This window comes from Anaerobacillus sp. CMMVII, assembly GCF_025377685.1.
Taxonomy (GTDB): domain Bacteria; phylum Bacillota; class Bacilli; order Bacillales; family Anaerobacillaceae; genus Anaerobacillus.
In genome coordinates this window covers 203,273-219,312 of the sequence record NZ_JACEHK010000008.1, presented here as the reverse complement: position 1 = coordinate 219,312, position 16,040 = coordinate 203,273, and the positions used below count along the sequence as shown (strand labels likewise).

The 16,040-nt window shown below is 36.3% G+C and carries 17 protein-coding genes and 2 pseudogenes; 3 read left to right on the top strand and 16 right to left on the bottom strand.

The window, feature by feature from the left end; all coding sequences use genetic code 11:
• Positions 1-44: 44 nt before the first annotated feature.
• From H1D32_RS11785 to H1D32_RS11775, 3 genes and pseudogenes are all read right to left on the bottom strand, one after another.
• Positions 45-518 (bottom strand): TetR/AcrR family transcriptional regulator, encoded by a 474-nt coding sequence (locus H1D32_RS11785; RefSeq protein ID WP_261178486.1) that lies wholly within the window; start codon positions 516-518, stop codon positions 45-47.
• 228 nt (positions 519-746) lie between these two features.
• The gene (gene msrB, locus H1D32_RS11780; protein ID WP_261178485.1) at positions 747-1,694 is read right to left on the bottom strand and encodes a peptide-methionine (R)-S-oxide reductase MsrB; all 948 of its coding nucleotides are present in this window, start codon (positions 1,692-1,694) and stop codon (positions 747-749) included.
• Positions 1,695-1,708: 14 nt separating this feature from the next.
• A pseudogene (locus tag H1D32_RS11775) lies at positions 1,709-2,284 on the bottom strand (peptide-methionine (S)-S-oxide reductase MsrA); the annotation flags it as partial.
• 260 nt (positions 2,285-2,544) lie between these two features.
• On the opposite strand from H1D32_RS11775, the gene H1D32_RS11770 reads away from it, so the two are divergent.
• The gene (locus tag H1D32_RS11770; RefSeq protein ID WP_261178630.1) at positions 2,545-3,483 is read left to right on the top strand and encodes an acetamidase/formamidase family protein; all 939 of its coding nucleotides are present in this window, start codon (positions 2,545-2,547) and stop codon (positions 3,481-3,483) included.
• A gap of 185 nt (positions 3,484-3,668) precedes the next feature.
• Here H1D32_RS11770 and H1D32_RS11765 read toward each other — a convergent pair whose 3' ends face one another.
• The 11 genes and pseudogenes from H1D32_RS11765 to H1D32_RS11715 form a co-directional block, all read right to left on the bottom strand.
• Positions 3,669-4,247 carry a YdcF family protein gene (locus H1D32_RS11765; RefSeq protein WP_261178484.1) on the bottom strand — a complete coding sequence of 193 codons (579 nt, stop codon included), beginning with the start codon at positions 4,245-4,247 and terminating at the stop codon, positions 3,669-3,671.
• An 88-nt stretch (positions 4,248-4,335) separates the two neighbouring features.
• Positions 4,336-4,515 carry a hypothetical protein gene (locus H1D32_RS11760; RefSeq protein ID WP_261178483.1) on the bottom strand — a complete coding sequence of 60 codons (180 nt, stop codon included), beginning with the start codon at positions 4,513-4,515 and terminating at the stop codon, positions 4,336-4,338.
• 892 nt (positions 4,516-5,407) lie between these two features.
• Positions 5,408-5,758: an ASCH domain-containing protein gene (locus H1D32_RS11755; protein ID WP_261178482.1), complete on the bottom strand. Its 351-nt coding sequence runs from the start codon at positions 5,756-5,758 to the stop codon at positions 5,408-5,410.
• A gap of 106 nt (positions 5,759-5,864) precedes the next feature.
• Positions 5,865-6,362: an RDD family protein gene (locus H1D32_RS11750; protein ID WP_261178481.1), complete on the bottom strand. Its 498-nt coding sequence runs from the start codon at positions 6,360-6,362 to the stop codon at positions 5,865-5,867.
• Between the two features lie 174 nt (positions 6,363-6,536).
• Positions 6,537-6,686: a hypothetical protein gene (locus H1D32_RS11745; protein ID WP_261178480.1), complete on the bottom strand. Its 150-nt coding sequence runs from the start codon at positions 6,684-6,686 to the stop codon at positions 6,537-6,539.
• Between the two features lie 117 nt (positions 6,687-6,803).
• Complete coding sequence (locus tag H1D32_RS11740; protein WP_261178479.1) at positions 6,804-7,496, bottom strand: Type 1 glutamine amidotransferase-like domain-containing protein; 693 nt, start codon at positions 7,494-7,496, stop codon at positions 6,804-6,806.
• Positions 7,497-7,830: 334 nt separating this feature from the next.
• Complete coding sequence (locus H1D32_RS11735; protein ID WP_261178478.1) at positions 7,831-9,132, bottom strand: M20 family metallo-hydrolase; 1,302 nt, start codon at positions 9,130-9,132, stop codon at positions 7,831-7,833.
• Entirely contained in the window at positions 9,129-10,061 is a 933-nt protein-coding gene (locus H1D32_RS11730) for a DMT family transporter (RefSeq protein WP_261178477.1), read from the bottom strand. Before H1D32_RS11730 ends, H1D32_RS11735 begins: the two co-directional genes overlap by 4 nt.
• 368 nt (positions 10,062-10,429) lie before the next feature.
• On the bottom strand, positions 10,430-11,155 hold the full coding sequence (locus tag H1D32_RS11725) for a nucleotidyltransferase domain-containing protein (protein WP_261178476.1): 726 nt from the start codon (positions 11,153-11,155) through the stop codon (positions 10,430-10,432).
• A gap of 271 nt (positions 11,156-11,426) precedes the next feature.
• Entirely contained in the window at positions 11,427-12,047 is a 621-nt protein-coding gene (locus H1D32_RS11720) for an NUDIX hydrolase (protein ID WP_314733405.1), read from the bottom strand.
• A gap of 47 nt (positions 12,048-12,094) precedes the next feature.
• A pseudogene (locus H1D32_RS11715) lies at positions 12,095-12,300 on the bottom strand (zinc ribbon domain-containing protein).
• A 752-nt stretch (positions 12,301-13,052) separates the two neighbouring features.
• Here H1D32_RS11715 and H1D32_RS11710 point away from each other — a divergent pair.
• A complete protein-coding gene (locus tag H1D32_RS11710) occupies positions 13,053-14,381 on the top strand; it encodes a polysaccharide biosynthesis protein (protein WP_261178474.1) in 1,329 nt (442 codons plus the stop codon).
• A gap of 46 nt (positions 14,382-14,427) precedes the next feature.
• Here the strand turns inward: H1D32_RS11710 and H1D32_RS11705 are convergent, their stop codons facing one another.
• Both H1D32_RS11705 and H1D32_RS11700 read right to left on the bottom strand, forming a co-directional pair.
• On the bottom strand, positions 14,428-14,934 hold the full coding sequence (locus H1D32_RS11705; protein WP_261178473.1) for a GNAT family N-acetyltransferase: 507 nt from the start codon (positions 14,932-14,934) through the stop codon (positions 14,428-14,430).
• Between the two features lie 5 nt (positions 14,935-14,939).
• The gene (locus H1D32_RS11700) at positions 14,940-15,395 is read right to left on the bottom strand and encodes a DinB family protein (protein WP_261178472.1); all 456 of its coding nucleotides are present in this window, start codon (positions 15,393-15,395) and stop codon (positions 14,940-14,942) included.
• A 134-nt stretch (positions 15,396-15,529) separates the two neighbouring features.
• On the opposite strand from H1D32_RS11700, the gene H1D32_RS11695 reads away from it, so the two are divergent.
• Positions 15,530-15,955: a GNAT family N-acetyltransferase gene (locus H1D32_RS11695; RefSeq protein WP_261178471.1), complete on the top strand. Its 426-nt coding sequence runs from the start codon at positions 15,530-15,532 to the stop codon at positions 15,953-15,955.
• Positions 15,956-16,040 lie beyond the last annotated feature (85 nt).

The window sequence follows — 16,040 nt, the reverse complement described above, 5'->3', positions numbered from 1 at the left end:
TACGTAGCTTGAAGTGGCTGATGAATTCGGATTATGACCTTCACTCATTTTAATAAACCTTTCAACACAAATTCTACATGCCCCTCAGCAGGTAGTTTCGCTTCCTCAAAGCAACCAACATAGCCTCGGTAATAGGAAACAAATCCATGTAAGGAAATAAAAGCTGCCCAGATATCTTTGATTGAAAGCTTTTTAGGTGCCAAAGACTGTACACAATGAGCAAACTTTTGATAACTTTGATAAGCTGCCTGCTGATTTAAACTATCGACTTCTGAATTTCTAGTCATGAACATAATTTCATACTGACTTTGATGATTTAACCCAAATTCAATAAAACGAAGAAAGATATGAAATATTTTTGTTTCATCATCTTCGGAACTTTGTACTTCCTCTTCAACTAGCTTATTAAGCTTTGTAAAATCTTCTTCAACGACTCCGTAAAACAATTCTGCTTTGTTTTTAAAGTGATAGTATAGTGCACCATGGCTACAGCCTAACTGTTTTGCAATCATGCGCATTGAGACTTTTGATAATCTTTTTCGATAAACTGAGTTCTTGCCTCTTTTAGAATGATATCTCTTGTTAATTCTTCAGCGGCTGGTTTACGTGGCGACATCGAATACCCCTTTAATTGACCATCGGTTAATTAAATTATAATTTCAAAAGGAAATATTTTCAAGTGTTTTTTTAAAATTTTTTTTTCGCTTTCCCCATTGTTATCAACCAGGAAATTCTGGCTTTAATACCTATTTAGAAAAGTGTTTTATGTATTGCCCGTACCCTTCCTTTTCTAAAGACTCTTTTGGAATAAACCTTAGTGCTGCGGAATTAATACAATACCTTAATCCCCCTTGTTCTTTAGGTCCATCAGGAAATACATGCCCTAAGTGGGAATTTGCTTTTGTGCTTCGAACCTCAATTCTAACCATGTCATGACTAACGTCCATCTCTTCGCTCAAACTTTTTTCATCGATTGGCTTTGTAAAGCTTGGCCATCCACAACCAGAGTCATATTGATCTACCGAAAGAAATAAAGGCTCACCTGATACAATGTCAACGTAAAGACCTTCACGCTGATTATCCCAGTATTTATTCTCAAAAGGCGGTTCGGTGTAATTTAATTGAGTCACTTGATATTGAAGGGTTGTTAACCTTTGTAGCAATTCTTCATCTTGTAGTTGATCCTTCCAGATTTCCTTAAGTCCTTTTTCTCTCCCAGATCTTTCCACATAAAGTTTATAACGAAACGGATTTGTACTGAAGAAATCTTGAAGATAGTCCGCCGCACGATAAAATCTTGAAAATGGCAAAATAGCTGTAACAATCGGTTCAGAAAAATGTTTTGCCTCAAAGAGCATTGTTTTGAAAGATTCTGCCAACAATCTTTGTTCTTCATTATGATAAAAGATCGCAGTTTTGAATTGGCTCCCTCGGTCTTTGAATTGCCCGTTAGGATCAGTTGGGTTTATTTGCTTCCAATATATATTAAGGAGTTCTTGATATGAAATCTCGTTAGGGTCGTATACCATTTGGATAGCTTCATAATGACCAGTAGTTCCTGTCTGAACATTTTTATAGCTCGGATTTTCGATATGGCCACCCGTGTAGCCTGACAGAACTTCGATCACACCTCTGCTTTTTTTGAATATCGGAACTAAGTACCAGGATCGCCCCCCAGCAAAAGTTGCTTGCATTTCACTACACCTACCTACCATTTAATGCTGCTAATTACATCGAGCACTTTTCCACGAGCATCCTCACTTAGATGCCAATGCTCGACTTCCTTTCTAATATCTGCTAACTTCCCATACCCTTTTACAAAGCCATTTAGTCTTGCTACCAATGTAGAATTCATGAATTCTTCTTCAGACTTGTAAAATTGGTACACCTTTTCAACGGCATCTGGATACCTTTTCAAATAATACTTTTGGTGGTACATTTCTGCTAGGTAAAATCTTGAATAAGCGACAATTTCTGTTTCTATCTCAATATTTTTCAAGCCTTCTAATCTTCTTTTTTCCTTGATTAGCACTTCTTTTTGCTGTTCATTATGAAAGAAGAATATCGAGATATACTGTCTATCACGGTAATTTGCTCGATTAGGATTATGGCTCTTCCAAAAAAGCTTAACAACCTCTTCGAATGAAAGTAAGGTTGGATCAAAATCTATCTCGAGCGTTTCCGTATGATCACCCATGTTTCGGTATGTAGGATTTTCCGCAGTTCCACCTGCATAGCCAACACGTGTTCTAAGTACTCCAGGTAAATGCCCAAACTGAGCATCCGGCCCCCAAAATCACCCCATTCCAAAGGTTGCTGTTTCATAGACTTTTATGCTTACATTTTTTTTATGGACCATCATTTTCCTCCTTAGCTTCATTATTAATTATTAGTATAGACTATTTTTAAAATTGCAGCTTTCAAATAGCCAAAAGGACCAAACTATTTTCTTACACCTCTCCTTTTAGCATACTAAAGAGGAATTTGATTTGTTGCAGCGAAACATATAGTAGAAACTAATTATCAAATAGGGAGTGTCAAATGTTGATACATAAAGTAAGCTTAGAAACGAAAAATCTCCACGGATCTTTTAGCAAAGATTATCAACCAACCTTAACAATTAATTCTGGGGACTCACTCCATTTAACGACGCCTGACATCGAATGGGGATATTCAGAACAAAAAGGTAAGGAGAGAACACTGTACTCATCAAGAGTTAATGAAGAAAAACGGATCCATCCAATGATTGGACCAATTGAAATTCAAGAAGCAAAAAAAGGAATGGTCCTCGAAGTTCGCTTAAATGAAATTTCCCCTGGTTGGTATGGCCGAAATTGGGGCGGTGGCATTAGCAATTGGCAAAATGAGCAGCTGGGGATTTCGAATTGCGAACGTATCCAGCTAGACTGGGAATTGAATGCGCAAACAATGACTGGAAGCTGCTACATCGGTGAGCAGCAGTTTCATGTCGGACTAAAACCATTTATGGGATTACTAGCTGTAGCTCCTGCTGAACCAGGGGTCCATATTACCTCTCCTCCGCGTTATTGTGGGGGTAATATTGATTGTAAGGAGTTAGTCAAAGGTAGTACACTCTACTTACCGATTGCCGTTGACGGAGCGCTTTTTTCTATTGGAGACGGTCATGCATTACAAGGGGATGGAGAAGTCTCAGGAACTGCTATTGAATGTCCAATGGACTTTGTTGACGTCACCCTAACGATTAGAGAAGACATGGAACTTCGTTTACCAAGAGCAAAGACCCCTACATCATGGATCACCTTTGGTTTTGATGAAGACTTAAACAAGGCAACAGCTATCGCCTTAAACGAAATGGTCGAAATGATGCAGCAACTTTATCAAATTGGTAAGGCTGAAGCGACTGCCTTAGCAAGCGTAGCTGTTGATTTACGAGTCACCCAAATCGTTAATGGGGTAAAAGGAGTTCATGCAATTCTACCTCATGGTGCTTTACGGGGGTAGATGGAACTCCACTCTCACTCTAGAGCACTTTCCTAAGGACGATTTTTCGATACATTCCGTCAAACAAGAAATTCGAAGACTTTTTTTGCTTACTATTCGAATTGGAAAAATGCACGAAGAACTCTTCTTCGTGCATTTTTTATCATATTACTTGTATAACTCGCTATTTATAGACGAAAAAGTTATTAATTTAAGATGTATTTGTAATAAGCAGGAAATTCCCGAATTATCGAATAAAAATCTCTATATTCAAAGATTTCTGCATGTGCCGAATATACATTTTCAAAACCAAGTTTATTAAACGCTAATTTTGTTCGTGTAATATGAAAGTATTGTGTGATTACCATAACAGTTTCTATATTAAATTCTTTCATTTTGGCTCTAGTATTTTCTGCGGTCATGTATGAATTGTAACCGTTACTATCTTCTATAATTATCTCTGAGGGGATACCTTTATTCACTAAGTATTCTTTCATTACTTTGGCTTCATCAAAACCTTCTTTTCCTATACCACCACTTACAATTATATACTTAAAGTAACCTTCTTCATAAAGTTCTACAGATTTATCTAACCTAGCTTGTAATCTATTAGATGGCTGACCATCTAATTCTACTGTATTACCTAGAACTACCGCCATATCTACACTCGCTACTTCATCTCTTAATCCGTCTGTTACTATGATGGTAGTATGTATGATAAACCACAAAAATAGAACGGTAAAAAGTATGAAACCTAACCTCTTCAAGACTAGTATTTTCAACAATGACATTTCCTCTTCCCTATTTAATATATCTCGTCTAATTATTAGCTCTATTTCTTATTGAGGTATTGCGTTACTTCAATAAGAAAGGTTAATCCTTTTTCTCGATTATCTTACCTGCAAATAAAGATGTAACCCCCATTACAAATACACTACCTAGTAAAATGTATACAATTGAAGGAATTAAACTCCTGCCATAAGTATAATTTTTACTTGAATGGTAGATTGCTTCAATGACTTCTGATAATACTAAAATCATGGCTAATGACAATAAAGACAATCCTATTAAAAGAATTCCTATATTTCTAATTTTCTACTCCCCCTATAATGCCTAATCTAAGGTATTCTAATAAATATGTATCACCAACTGTAGCAATAGCTTTTAAACTTAAGCTCCCGTTAGTGAAAATTATATAGAATCACTGTCTGCTTTTTTGATGTCTTATATCAAGACTTTTTTATCTTTTCAGCTTTAATACAACAAAAAATACTAACACTTATAAACACTGGTAGTACCAACATAGACAATTTAAAGTCTGAATTATTTCTAAAAAAATGTATCCAAGAGTCCAATCCATATATTATTCCTATTGGTGTTGAAAGTGACATTATTGCTATAAAAATGTTATAAAATAACTTTGAATTGTTCATTCTTACCCCCTTAATTTCTTAAATTACCCTGCTTAGTTAGCACCACAACAGCAAAAACAGCTTGATCCACTATTGCCTTCAATAGTTCAACAAGATAAAAATATTAAATTGTTAACCTATCAAATAGGACAGAGATTCCGCTATTTTTGAAAAATCCCTCTATATTAAATTTTTGCGGACTCCAGATCCCTTATTTGACTAAAAACTATGAAAATTCACTAGTAAATGACCAAATAGCGGAATCTCAGTCCGCCAAATCTAAAATTCATGTATTTTTTTGAAAATAACGGATCTGGTGTCCGATTACTTTTAATACTATTTTTCGCTTATTAAACTCTTTTTACTTGAATAAGTAAATTTTAACACAATATACCATTTGCAAAAGACAAATTTTAAAGATAAATAAATAAACCTGGTTAACTACCAACCAGGTCCACCACTGCCCTATTTTTTCAATTAGTTATGTAGCTTTCCCCCATATTAATTAATATGTTACTAATAATGTGCTCTGTTTAATCTAATGTTATCTTCTCTAAAGTAATTGCCAGTGTACCCCATTTCTCTTCTTGTTCTGGGGTATAGATTTCATATGTACCTTTGATCATTTCTTCCATCGTCCACCCTTCACAATCGAAGTCACTAAATGGAATATCTTTATACATACTCAAGAAAGTATCATACGTCCTTAGTTGCAAAACCTTCGCTGTTAACGTTCCTTTTTCTTCAGGTACTTTTAGAAACTCGATCGTATCGCCTACTTCAATTTTTCTTCTTTTGTCGTCGTTTAAACGTACTTCAACGATCTTCTTTCCCGACTTAATAGATTGAAATGGCTCTTCGGATAACCCCATTTTGTGTAACATTAAAAATCACCTCTTTAAACAGTGTCTTCTAAAATTTTTCGAAATAAAGAGCCTGTTCTCTGATTTAAAAGACAAACAGGCTCTGCTTTTCTACTTAGTAAGTTAGTTAATAATAAGTCACATACGTGCCAGAAAGCTTATCAGCAGTAGATCTTTTTTCTTTTGATAAAGATAGGAAAAATCCTGGAAACAAGATCCACTTCAATATTTCTCTTTTCAGAAAAACTTTTGTTGTAATTTCATCTGCATTCTCATCTAAAAACTTAATTCCTAAGAGCATCATTCCTAACGTACGGTGCTCAAGAATAGCTATTGGTAATACAAAGATATACAAAATCACTGCAATCAGTTGGATGCCAATATTAATATAGAAGCGATGAGCTTCGTACTGTAATATGTAGTCCCGAACCTCTAATAAATTATAGTCTAAAGGTGCGTCTGATGAAAGGACCATCCATGCAGAAGTAAATATCCCCACAAATACCCAGACGAAATATAAGCAAAACATGTCGTAAATAAATGCAAAAAATCTTGACCGAATACCCGCTCGATATTGTTTAGCTAGGAGTCTCTTTATCCATACTTCACTTTTTAATATCGCCACTCTCCACTCCCCTTTTTGTTTTTATACTTTTTAAAATTTTAAAACAAATTAGTATATTTTGTCAATTGTAACTTTTGTTCAAAAAAAAGACTAGCTAGAAAAGTTCTAAAAATGCCTAACTGCATTGAAAAACTTTTTTTGCTGGCCTATTTTTTATGGGGGATGTGTTTTGTATTACACGGCTAACCAATGTGACGAGTTTGGATATTTGGCTTCTTTTATAAATCCCAATGATGTATTAAAAATATTAGCTGAAACTGTGTCTGTATGCAGCACTAAAATTTCATAATTATCTTTGGCTTGGTCAATAATTTGTTCTAACAAAAGTCTTCCTACACCGTGGTGCAACTGCTGCATTTTAGAGTACAAAGTATAGCATCTATATGGTTTTAAAAGAGTTTCTTTTGAAAATTGTTCATTGCCCTGGTTGTAATGATACTGCTAGCCTAAAAATTCTGTTTCCAGTTCAGCCTCTTTTAGACCGTTATCAATCGAAACTCTGTACGCCTTTGCGGATGGTCTTGAGCTAACGATTTTAGTTAGTTCCTGCTCAATGTAATGAAGGGCTACCCCATCATCTGAAGCAATCCCAGATTGTATTTGTTTAGAACCAACAAGATTTTGATAGGCAGGTCTTCTATCAAGTTCACCATCATAATGGGGACAATTACTTCCTTGCAGGAAACCTAAGCATGTTAATGGCTCAAGTTTATCGCCATACGAGTCCGTAACTCCTTCTTCAAACCAACAAATTGAACCAGCGCTTATTCCTGCTAAAACAATTCCATGATCCCAGGCTTTCCTTAGAATTTCATCTAAACCCCATTCTTTCCACAAAACCAATAAATTTTTCGTGTTACCACCACCAACATAGATGATATCTTTATCTAAAACAAAGGCTTCTAAATCCCTTGTCGGTGGCCTGAATAAAGATAAATGTGATGGTTGACAAGTTTGTTCATTAAAAAAGTCATAAAATCTTGTAATATAGTTTTCGGCATCTCCACTTGCGGTAGGGATAAAGCATACTTTAGGGTTTGTTTTATTTGCTTGTTTTAATATGTACGAGTCTAATAATGGGTTATCTGGCTCCATAGAAAAGCCACCACCACCAAGTGCAATGATTTGTCTCATTTTCTAATTCACTCCTCAATTTACATTGTGTCTAGCTAACTAAGTCTAGTAATGAAGTTTATGAATATTCCCATAAGTGTAGAATGAGCAACTCCGACAGTGTAAATTTCATCACTAGGCTTCAACTATAGATCATTACTGGCGTAGATACGTCAAGCTATAGAACAAGTTAGAAGAAGTTTTTAACCGTTTTACCTAAGGTCCAACAATTAGTCCGATTAATGGGAGTTGGATTAAAGTAGCGTTCATGCCAGCAACCTAATATAAAAGAGAGAAATCCAGACATCGTTTCTTTGAAGAAAACCCGTTTCTCATTACGGAAACGGGTTTCTCTTTATTCAGCTAAATCCTCAATAACGCTTTTTAATACATGAGCTGCCATTACACAATCATTTAATGATGACCACTCCTTAGGATTGTGACTGATTCCGTCCTTGCTTCTAACAAAAAGCATCGCTGTTGGTACATGCCGTCCAACAATCATTGAATCATGTCCTGCACCACTAGGTAATAAATGAGCTTCTACTCCGTGCTCTTCAACTGCTTTCATCATTTTCCCCTGCATTTGAACAGGGATAAGAACAGGAGCAATCCTAAGGTTTTCAATAACCTCTATCCTAACACCTCGATGCTCAGCAACTTCTTGGGCCATTTTGATTATTTCCTCAACTAATAGGTCTCTTGTTTCCTTAAAAATATCACGGACATCAACGGTAAGAGTTACTTTTCCTGGAATCACGTTAATCCCATTTGGATAAACCTGAACACGCCCAACTGTAGCAACTGCCGTCGGACTTACTTCCTTAGGAAAACGTTCTAACTCATGAATGAACATACTTGCTGCAATCAAAGCATCTTTTCGGTCATTCATTGGCGTATTTCCTGCATGACCTGCTTCCCCATGAAAGGACAACTCAAGCCAACACGGTCCGGCAATTCCTGTTACAACTCCAACTGGAAGGTTTTTCTTTTCTAGCTGTTTTCCTTGTTCAATATGAACTTCAATAAAGGCTGCAATTTCCTCTTTGACATTACGTTTAGCGCTAAAATACTCAGCAACCGATAATCCGTCTGCCTCAATTACCGTTTTAAAGGAGTCCCCATTTAGATCCCTAAGCTTTAGCTGATCCTCCTCGTTCACATCACCGATCATCGCGGCACTGCCACTGAATCCTCCACTAAAGCGTGCACCTTCTTCATCCGTGAAAACAACTACCTCATACGACTTCCTTGGTTGAAACCCTGTTTCGTTCCATGCTTCTGCCACTTCAAGGGCAACTAACACCCCAAGCGGACCATCAAAATGACCGCCATTTGGAACAGAATCAACATGTGAACCCGAAAGGATTGCGGGAGCAGTACTGTCCTTCCCTTTCAATCTACCGAATACATTGCCAGCTCCGTCCTCTCGAACGACTAAACCAGCTTCCTGCATCCAGGATTTCACTAGTTCTTTTGCTTGGCGTTCTTCTTTTGAAAACCCCATTCTATTTGAACCATTTTCACTTGTTACGCCAATCTCAGAAAGAAGGGCTAAACGATTAGCTAATCGTTTCCCATCAATACCAGAATGATTTAATCTAGAGTCAAAATCTTGCATTAATTTTTCGAAAAAATTGTTAGCAAACTCATTCATGCTCTTTTTCGCTCCTTTATGATAGATGGAATTTGCTTCTCTTTTTTTACTTGCGATAAAATAACAATGGTCGCCATAATACAGAAGGCTCCTATCCATTCAGAAATGCCAAACGGGACTTTGAGCCAGATGACAGCCAAAACAGCAGCTGATAATGGCTCAGCACAGGCAAGTAGGCTAGCCTCTGTCGCTTTCAGGTACTTTAAGCTTTCTAAATAGCAAACAAACGCTAGTAACGTTCCAAAAATAATCACAAAGATGATCGCCATTACGGATGATAATGAGAACGAAGCTTGCACTTTCCAAGGCGGATGAATAAAGCTCATCCCAATTCCACCCACAATCATACCCCAGCCGACGACTACAAAAGAACCATACTGTTTTAATAGTTTAATTGGTTGTAAGGTATAGAATGCTAAAGCAAATGCTGATGCAAGCCCCCAGAAAAGCGCCGCGCTAGTTATCGATAGCTCACGAAAATTGCCATGTGTAACTAGGAGAAACGTTCCAACTAAAGCAAGAATAATTCCCAATACCTGTGTTCTTGTCGGTAAACTCTTTAGCTTCATTGCTACAAAAAGAACAATCATACCTGGTGCTAAATATTGTAATAATGTCGCAGTTGCTGCATTTGAAGCTTCAATGGCCGCAAAATATGTATACTGCACAGCTAGTAAACCCAATAGTCCAAAACAGAGTAGACTAAACCAATTCTGTTGCCAAATTGACCAAACTTTTTTATCCTTCTTTACGACTGAAAAACTTAAAATAAGAACACCAGCCACTAGTAATCTAATCACAACTAGCCATGCTACAGTTACACCATGGTCTTGAAATAAATACTGGGCAACCGTTCCTGAAACACCCCAAAAAATAGCGGCAGAAAGTACGAGAATAATCCCGAATAGTCTATCGTAGTTCCTTTTCATTCTTGTTCCTCACTTTTATGATATACATCTTTTATATATTCACATTATCCTATATTCTTCGACTATTTGTAAGTAGCTAATTTTCGAAAATTACGATAATTACAAACGTCCACTTTGCTATTTTAGCAAAGCTTGTTCTCTCTAAGATTGTTTCGTTTAAATTATCTAGTAATATATCAAGGTCCCAGGGGCCAATAGCTTCATTAATTAATATTATTCTGTTATCGTAAACTTTGTTGCTTTTAGGTCGTCTTTTGAGAAAAAATAAGCTTTTGGTACAAATTTCTTTGTCCGCTTATTTATTCTCAAAAGCTTCACGCAAAGCGTACTTTTCGATAATTCAAAAAGAAAATGCTTGAAAACCAATCCTACTTTTGTGACTTCCCTAATGAGTAGCCCGCAAAAAATCTCCCCCCATAGGGTTCTAAGACTTCGTCAACTAATTCAATAACTTTTTCTTTGGTTCCTGTTCGGTAAAAGTCATCAAATGCTTCAAAAAAGCGCTTAGCAAATCGTTCATCATAATGATTTAATTCACGAATCAACCATTTCGAAGCACCTATCCAGCGACCATTTGTCCTTAATACAAATTCACTGGCTAACTCAACTAATGTGTTGGCAATCATAACTTCCTCGGCTCTATTTGATACACCGATAAAATCCTCTAATGCATCTGTGATAAAGTATTGTTTCGTTTTTAGTGTCTGATGGGACCATTTTTCTGGTCCCTTTTCTAAGAGCGCTTTCGCCTCTGCTTTTGCTTTTTTTACGATCGCGTTGTTTCTCAAACTAATACCTTCTAAAACCATTCTCGGTAATGATGGCCTTGCTCGCTCACAATCAGTTATAAAAAAACTTTGATATGAACGAAAATTATGTACAAATACTTCGATCGCCCACCCAAATTCGACTAGCGACTCCCGGTAGGCGGTAGGTTGTTTTTTATCAAAGATAATAATATCAAGGTCTGAAGTAGGCGTCCAATCACCCTTCACGACACTACCGGCTAAAATTGCTCCATCACATTGTGGAAAATACTTCACAATAAATTTTTCAGCCGCTTCAATTGGATTTAATCTTTTTAATTCCGCCACTGCGATCACCTCATACTTTTCAAGAAAAGTGCAAGCGCCCTGGGAAAAAGCGCAGTGTGCTTTTTCTTTGGGTAGCCAAGTAACTTCCTCGGGGTACTTCTCTGCTTTGCGACGAGTAATCGCAGGAGCAGCGACAAGCAAATGTTCTGACAGTAAAAAGTGGGCCTTTTCACTTTTTAACTGGCAGGTTATTTGACCTCGAGGGGCTGGGCGCTGGAGCTAGACAATAACTACTCAAAACGGTTATACATTCTTATCTTTCAAAGAAACACTACAATTCTTTTTCAATTAATCTAATGATTTCTTGGTAAAACTCTTTCTGATGAGGCACAAAACGATACATGCCAACATCTTCCTTAACTATGCTAGGTTGTTTACCAATCATAAAACCTTCAACTACAATTTCTTCTATTTTACCAAAAATCAAATCACTGAATTCTGAAAACCTTGCCCTGAAAACTCCCGATACTTCTTCTTTTTGCAAGTGAAACTCTTTGAAACTACCTTTATATTTCAGTAAAAATACATTTGCTAGTTCGTTATCAACAATTGCTTCAGTTCTCATACTATAGGCAATAACACCTAATGGAATCAGATTATCAAAGGAAATATTTATACCTAGTTCTTCCTTTACTTCCCTAATACCATCGACAACAGTTTCATGTGCTAGTAAATGACCTGCTGCTGTTATGTCTAAAAGGTTCGGATAATCTTTCTTTTGTTCACTACGAAGTTGAAAATAAATATAATCAATTCCGGCTTCTTTTTTCGTTAGCCAACAATGAAATGTTTCATGCCAATAACCTTTATGATGAACATCTTTTCGCGAGGCTTCTCCTATCACATTGCGATTGTCATCAAACACTTTTAGTAATTCCGTTTCCACCAACATACCTCCTATAATGAAAAGATCTCTTCGATCGAAGAGATCCAACTGTTTTATCCTCCAAAAAAGAAATCAATAACATTTGAAGCCGTAGACGCTTGTTTATTATATAACTCCGAATACCCACAATTTTTACAATAAACAACTAGGAATTTATTATGTTGAATGTCGAACATTTTAGATAGCCCAGTTCCTGTCGTAGCAATTTCTTTGTTGCTGCCTCAGTTCCACCGCATTTAATACACCCTTTTTGTTTCATAGTTAACTCCTCCAATTCAGTAATTTGTTATTTCTATTTACGATCACTTCATGAAGAAGTTTCACTTTTTACCAACTAAAGGAAATCGGGTATGGTTTTCTTGTAAAGTAATTGTTAACACACAGAATGTTGGTCAACTTCAGAAGAAAAGGTATGACTAGAAATTCTTTTTCGCCCATGTTTTGTAAGTGATTTTTAGAAATAACACTAGTGACCAGATAAGAAAGCTAATCGTAAATAATACCGAAAATTTATGTTCAAAATGATGAGATTTCATGCCTAAGTTACAGCGATCCCTTCCGTCCAGCTAGTTGGAAATAAAAATGACCAAAACAAATAAAGTATCACAAGGATCATTAACGTCTTCTTCATACTCGTTCGTTCCCTTTCTATAGTTATCAATACCAAGAACTCTTTTGTTTTTAGAGTTATATTATACCATTTAATCCCATTTAAACAGAAAAAAATAAGCATTCCTACAAAGAGAATGCTTTCATCTTAATAATGACAAAGTCGCTTTTTCCTTAGTAAAGGTGTACGTAACTTCATATGGCCCGTTACCAGTTGCCACAAAAAAGGGTGGTAAAGAGGTTCAATATCAATTTCATAATTATACCAAGGACGAATACTGAAAATATAAGCTAACAATTTGAATTTTCATTCATAAGGGTAATATATTACAAGCACACATATTCTCGAGACTTGTCTCATACTCTTTAAGTAAACTTTTGGTTTTGTTAGGAGACGGTCGTATGAAGTTGTTTTTCAGAGGAGTTATATTACTAGCAATTGCTGCTTTTATAGGAGAAAGTCTTGAATTAGTGATCAATATCGTCTTAGCCAGAGAGCTTGGCGAAAAAGGATTAGGATTATATATGTCCATCCTACCAACCGTTATGTTAATCGCAGTACTAGCAAGTATGGAGCTTCCTATTTCTATTTCAAAGTTTGTCGCAGAAAAGGAAAAACGATTTCATCGCAGTATGTTACTTCAAGCATTAGGGATCGCGACGATCATAGCCATCATTTTCTTAGTAGCTTCGTTAATTCTCGTTCCACATATTTCTGTCTTTGATCAGTATCATCCATACGTGCGATTACTCGTTTATATTCTAATCCCAATTATATCCTTTTCTTCAGTATTTCGAGGCTATTTTATGGGTTCACAACAGATGGGGAAAATCGCCATTTCGAATTTTTTACGAAGAGCGATGCAATTACTGTTACTTGTTATCGTCTACCAACTATTTGAATTTGAGCACGAGCTTGCTCTCTTGGTTGCTTTATGTACTTTAATTGCAAGTGAATTTGTAGTATTTGCTTATATGGCAACAATGTTCTTTATTCAATTAAAATCTGAGAAATATGATGATCATGCTTCCCTTGATGGAAAAACTGTTAGAAATGGACTGTTGGCTGTTTCACTTCCGATGACGGGCGTACGAATATTTCATTCAGTTACATTTGCCATAAAGCCATTTTTAATTAAAGCAGCCCTTGTAAATGCTGGACTTACAGAGGCTATGGCCACTGCTCAATTTGGAAAACTGGCTGGCGTCGCGTTTTCAATTGGTTTTTTCCCGGCATTTATTGCCCATTCGTTATTAATCGTTTTAATCCCAACCGTTGCTGAAGCTTATGCGAAAAATGATTATCAAAAGCTGCAACAGCTGCTTGTAAAAGTAATGAAGCTCACGTTCGGATACGGCCTACCTGCAGCCTTCATTTTTTACTTTTTTGCAGAACCGTTAACAGGACTATTTTTTAAAAATTCTCCTGCTGTCGTTTATTTACAGCTGTTGGTTCCATACTTTTTATTTCATTACTTTGTCATTCCACTTCAAGCGTACTTAATCGGGTTAGGACTTGTTAAGGATGCCTTAATGCACGCCGTCTGGTCAACATTTATCTCCTTCTTGCTAATGTATTATCTAGGCTCAATGGCAAGCTTGCAAATGCATGGAATTATTATTGGCATGAACACCGGTGTTGTTTTACTAACCTTAATGCACTATGTAACTGTCTGCCACAAGATCGGCATACCCCTTACGCTACGCCCAACAATGTTAAAGCGTATCTAAAAAAAGCAGTACAACTGGCTAAAAAACCACTTGTACTGCTTTCCCATTACTTCCATTGGTAATGGAAAAATTGGATCATTTCCCCATTAAACTCTACTTCTTTTTGATCTTTCGAAATGAGTTGAAAAGAGTTTTTTTTCAATACTTTTTGCGAGGCAAGATTGTTACTCGTTGTTTTTGCATAAATTGTTCGTAGCTGCTGGTTCTTGGCTTCTTCTAGCATTTTTGCTACTGCCTGTTTTGCCACACCTTTCCCTAAATACCGTTCCCCAACACGGTAACCTATATGGGCAGAAACATTTTCACGGTCGATACCTACTAGATTCACTCTACCTAGTATCAAACCTGTGCAGTCCATTATTAAATAAAATTGGCAACTCCCGATTTTTTGCTCTTCTAGTATTTCATGATGTCTATTAAGAAATGTTTCGTAAAGATAATACTCATCACCCCGACTTGGGACCATCGTTTCAAAAAACACGCGATTTTCCTGCTCAAATTGAAACAATTTCTCAGCATTATTCTCTGTTAATCTCTCAAGTAAGATTTCCATAAGGATTATCCCTTCAAAAATTCTTGAATTTGTTTCAAGTGGTGAACATCATGTTTTACAAACATTTTTAAGAAGCTGTCAGTAGTAAACTGTCTTTTCCCTTTTCCAATTGTAAATTTAAACTCAGGTGAGACAGAAGCAATTTTATTACATAATGTCTCTCTTGTTGAAGCAAATTCATCAATTAAGTCACTAGTTGTTTGAAATTTCGTTATGTAATTTATCGCTTTTGTATTGTATTCATCATGATCAGGAAATGGTGGGAGTTTCGCCTCCTTACAAATCTTTGGCACCATTTGCTCTAAAATAAACTTATCCCAGTAGAAAAGATGGCCAATGATTTCTCTAACAGACCATTTGTCTGCATGTATTGGAATAAGTAATGTTTCTTGAGGCACTCCTTTTAAAGTCAACAAATACTCAATCGTTTTCTTATAATTATTTAAAGTAGTGTTAGACATCATTTCTCCCCTTTACCTATTTACTAGTACTAGTTTAACATAATGTTCCATTTATAACTCATGATAAAATTATCCTTTCTTCTGAAACGATATAGCGGTAAATTAGAATATATACAACGCTTGAGGAGGAATAAATGATGATTGTAAAACAATTAACATCTGAACAACAATGGTTAGAAGCCTATCCCGTGATGCACGAATTACGAACGCATCTTTCAGAAGAAGACTATCTCCAATTGCTTAATGCCATGGTTCCTAAAGGGTACCGAATGTTTGCCTTGTATGTAAATGAAACGATCGTAGCCTTAGCGGGAATTGCACAATTAGTAAACTTCTATAACTTGAAGCACATCTATGTGTATGATTTGGTTACTAAAGAAACAGAACGGTCAAAAGGGTACGGTGAAGAGCTTTTATCCTTTATTCATCAATTAGCGAATGATGAAGGCTGTCATTCGGTCGCACTATCCTCAGGACTTCAACGTAAAAATGCCCACCGATTTTACGAAGAAAAGATGGAATACAAAAAAACATCTTATGCGTTTGTACGTCAAATATAAAAAAAACGGCATGTCCAATTGTGACATGCCGTTAACTATATCTTGTGTTTAGTACTTCTAATTTCTTCTATATTGCCAAATAAAA